Source organism: Yoonia sp. (assembly GCF_030731595.1).
GTDB lineage: Bacteria > Pseudomonadota > Alphaproteobacteria > Rhodobacterales > Rhodobacteraceae > Yoonia.
In genome coordinates, this window is record NZ_JANQTS010000068.1 from 1 (window position 1) to 3984 (window position 3984).

At 59.4% G+C, this 3984-nt stretch carries 3 protein-coding genes and 1 pseudogene; 3 read left to right on the forward strand and 1 reads right to left on the reverse strand.

Translation table 11 applies throughout. The features are described 5' to 3' along the window. Positions 1–763: pseudogene (locus NWQ23_RS07415) on the reverse strand (carbamoyl phosphate synthase large subunit); the annotation flags it as partial. A 182-nt stretch (positions 764–945) separates the two neighbouring features. Here NWQ23_RS07415 and bchE point away from each other — a divergent pair. The 3 genes from bchE to NWQ23_RS07430 all read left to right on the forward strand — a co-directional run. Next, positions 946–2610, forward strand: a complete 1665-nt coding sequence (gene bchE / locus NWQ23_RS07420; protein WP_306165628.1) for a magnesium-protoporphyrin IX monomethyl ester anaerobic oxidative cyclase — start codon at positions 946–948, stop codon at positions 2608–2610. A 7-nt stretch (positions 2611–2617) separates the two neighbouring features. Then, entirely contained in the window at positions 2618–3199 is a 582-nt protein-coding gene (gene bchJ / locus NWQ23_RS07425; protein ID WP_306165629.1) for a bacteriochlorophyll 4-vinyl reductase, read from the forward strand. A gap of 126 nt (positions 3200–3325) precedes the next feature. Then, positions 3326–3984: amino acid--tRNA ligase-related protein (locus NWQ23_RS07430; protein WP_306165630.1), on the forward strand; the 659-nt coding region annotated here is incomplete at its 3' end.

Sequence of the window (3984 nt, forward strand, 5' to 3'; positions counted from 1 at the left end):
GCACGCCCATCGGGTCCACGTTTTCGATGGCGCAGACGATGATGGCGTTGTCGGCCTTGTCGCGCACGACCTCCATCTCGAACTCTTTCCAGCCGAGCAAGGATTCGTCGACAAGAATCTGGCCAACGGGAGAGGCTTCCATGCCGGTCCGGCAGTAGTATTCATATTCTTCGCGGTTATAAGCCACGCCGCCGCCGGTGCCGCCAAGGGTAAAGGCGGGGCGGATGATCGCGGGCAGGCCCACATATTCGATGGCGTCGATGGCCAGTTGCAGGCCCGCCTTGATGTCGCGTTTGCCGTTCACCAGCGGTGCGGTGATGATGGTCGCCTTGGGGTTTTCGATTCCAAGCCGGTCCATCGCCTCGCGGAACAATTTGCGGTCTTCGGCCATTTCGATGGCTTCGCGCTTGGCCCCGATCATTTCAACGCCGAATTTTTCCAACACGCCCATATCGGCCAGCGCCAGCGATGTGTTCAGCCCTGTCTGCCCGCCCATCGTCGGCAAAAGCGCGTCAGGGCGTTCTTTTTCAATGATTTTTGCGACGATTTCGGGCGTGATCGGTTCGATGTAGGTCGCGTCGGCCAATCCCGGATCGGTCATGATCGTCGCAGGGTTGGAGTTCACAAGGATGACCCGGTAGCCTTCTTCACGCAGGGCCTTGCAGGCTTGAGCGCCGGAGTAGTCGAATTCGCAGGCCTGACCGATAATAATAGGGCCCGCGCCGATGATCATGATCGACTTGATGTCGGTACGCTTTGGCATGGCAGGCCCCCTAAATACAGCAAATTGTTGTGGGTTATAGGGATGGGGCCAGCATGTGCAAGAGGGGATCAGGATTCTTGAAATTTGGGGTCGGCCTACTCGAAAATCGCCATTTGATCCATGTCAACTCAGACTGACACTTAGTTGTGTAAAGCTAAGCTTACACAATAAGGGAGTCACCCATGCGCATTCTGTTCGTTCATCCCAATTACCGCTCGGGTGGGGCCGAGATCGCAGGCAGTTGGCCGCCAGCGTGGGTTGCCTATCTGACGGGCTCGCTCCGCCGTGTGGGGTTTGACGATATCCATTTCATTGATGCCATGACAAATGACATCTCGGATGCGGACCTAGCCGACCGGATCGCCGAGATCGCGCCAGATGTGGTGGGTGTGACCGCGATTACCCCGTCGATCTACCGCGCCGAAGATGTGCTGCGACTGGCACAAGAACGGGTGCCGAACGCACTGCGGGTCTTGGGTGGGGTGCACGCGACGTTCATGTACAAGCAAGTCCTGACCGAGGCCCCTTGGGTCGATGTGATCGTGCGCGGCGAGGGTGAAGAGATCATCTGTGCCTTGATGACGGCGGTGCGCGACGGGCGCTGGCCGGCGCAAAAGCGCCAGATCCACGGGCTGGCCTTTATTGACGGTGACGAGATCGTCGCCACCCAAGCGGCCAGCACGGTCAAGGATCTGGACGGGATCGACCCAGATTGGACCATTCTGGAGTGGGAGAAATACATCTATATCCCGCTGAACACCCGCGTCGCGATCCCGAATATGGCGCGGGGCTGCCCCTTTACCTGTTCGTTCTGTAGCCAGTGGAAGTTCTGGCGCGATTACCGCGTGCGCGATCCCAAGAAGGTCGTGGACGAGATTGAGCGCCTTGTGAATGAACAGGGTGTGGGCTTCTTTATCCTCGCGGATGAGGAGCCGACGATCAACCGCAAGAAGTTCATCCAGTTCTGCGAGGAACTGATTGCCCGTGGTCTGCCCGACCGTGTGAAATGGGGCATCAACACCCGCGTCACCGATATCTACCGCGACCGCGATTTGCTGAAATTCTACCGTAAGGCTGGCCTTGTGCATGTAAGCCTTGGCACAGAGGCCGCCGCCCAGTTGAAGCTGGACCAGTTCAACAAGGAAACCAAGGTCGAGGAGAACAAGGAAGCGATCAGGTTGCTGCGCGAGGCCGATATTCTGGTCGAGGCGCAGTTTATCGTGGGGCTGGACAATGAGACCAAGGAGACACTGAACGAGACCTACAAGATGGCCTGGGATTGGCAGCCTGATCTGGCGAACTGGGCGATGTATACCCCTTGGCCCTTCACCCCGCTGTTTCAGGAACTCAAAGACAAGGTCGAGGTCTTCGATTTCAGTCGCTACAATTTCGTGACCCCGATCATGAAGCCTGCCGCGATGGAACGTGGCGAGTTGCTGGACGGGGTGATGAACAACTATCGCCGCTTCTATATGCGCAAGGCCCTGTTCCACTATCCGTGGCGCGGGACCGGATTCCGGCGGCGCTATCTGCTGGGATGCCTCAAGGCCTTCATGAAGGCTGGATTTGCCCGCACCTTCTATGACTTGGGCAAGGTCGGCTATACGGGTCCGCAGTCGAAAGGAAAGCTGGATTTCCACTTTGACGAGACCCGCACGCTTGCCGAGGCGCAAATGGAGGATTGGGAGGCCAGCGCAGACAAGGCCGCAAAGGCCGCCGAACGCCGCGCCGCGGTGCGGGCGCAGGGCAAGGAGCGCGCGGTAGAGCGGAATGCCTCTTTCAAGATGCCCAATGGCGCGCAGGTCAAGGCCTGTGGCGGCGGGTCTGACCAGATGGAGGATGCTTGAGGATGCCATGCGCAAACCGGGACTGATTGGCCCTAATGCGATTCTACAGCTTTTGCCGGTCTTGGAGCAGGCCGGTGGGGTGGCGCTGCGCGATCAGGTTCTGGCCTCTGCCGGTCTGATGGGGCCGCCAAGTGACGCGGGCATGATGCCCGAGGGGCCTGCGGCGCGGGTCCATCAGGCCTTGCGCGCGATCGAACCCGATATGGCCCCTTCGCTTGCCTGGGTGGCCGGGGTGCGGACGGCGGACTATATCATGGCGCACAGGATTCCACGGGCAGCACAGGTCGTCTTGCGCCTTTTGCCGGCAAAGGCCGCTGGTCCATTGTTGACGAAGGCCATTGCGAAACACGCCTGGACCTTTGCGGGGTCGGGTGTGTTTTCCGTTGTGGGGCCGCTGACCTTTGAGATTGCCGACAATCCGATTGTGCGCGGCGAGCATAGCGAGGTGCCGCTGTGTGACTGGCATCGCGCCGTGTTCGAGACGCTGTTTCGCCGGTTGGTGGATGACCGGCTGCGCTGTGAGGAAGAGACGTGTTGCGCGATGGGCGCCTCTGCCTGCCGGTTTGTGCTGAGACCGACCCACAGCTGATCAAATTTCAAAGAAATTTGAGGCCTCCGGCGGGGATATTTGGGCTCGAAAGAAGCGGATGGTTGACTTCGGCGGGGCAAAGGGGTGTATCGGGCCGACGCAATGACCCGTTTGAGGACCTGACCCATGCATGCCTATCGCAGCCACACCTGTGCCGATCTGACCGCCGCCAATGTTGGCGAAACTGTCCGCCTGTCCGGATGGGTCAATCGGGTGCGCGACCATGGCGGAATTTTGTTTATCGACCTGCGCGATCACTATGGCATTACGCAGGTTTTGTGCGATCCCGACTCGGCGGCTTTTGCCGATGTTGAAAAGGTCCGGTCCGAGTGGTGCATCCGCATTGATGGCGAAGTGAAGGCGCGTGATCCTGAACTGGTGAACCCCAAGCTGTCCACAGGCGAGATCGAGGTTTTTATCCGCGAGATCGAAGTGCTGGGCGCGGCCAAGGAACTGCCGCTGATGGTTTTTGGTGATCAGGAGTACCCCGAAGAGACCCGCCTGAAGTACCGCTATCTGGACCTGCGCCGCGAGGCGATGCAGGAGAACATGAAGCTGCGCTCTGACGTGGTGGCATCGATGCGCCGCCGCATGTGGGACAGTGGGTTCCGCGAGTATCAGACGCCGATCATCACCGCGTCCAGCCCCGAAGGCGCGCGCGATTTTCTGGTGCCGTCACGCCTGCATCCGGGCAAGTTTTACGCGCTGCCGCAGGCCCCCCAGCAATTCAAGCAGCTGATCATGGTGTCGGGCTATGACAAGTATTTCCAGATTGCCCCCTGTTT

Excerpts from the sequence above, each read along its gene's own strand:
- bchE (WP_306165628.1), top strand. The coding sequence starts at position 946 with ATGCGCATTCTGTTCGTTCATCCCAATTACCGCTCGGGTGGGGCCGAG.
- bchJ (WP_306165629.1), top strand. The coding sequence starts at position 2,618 with ATGCGCAAACCGGGACTGATTGGCCCTAATGCGATTCTACAGCTTTTG.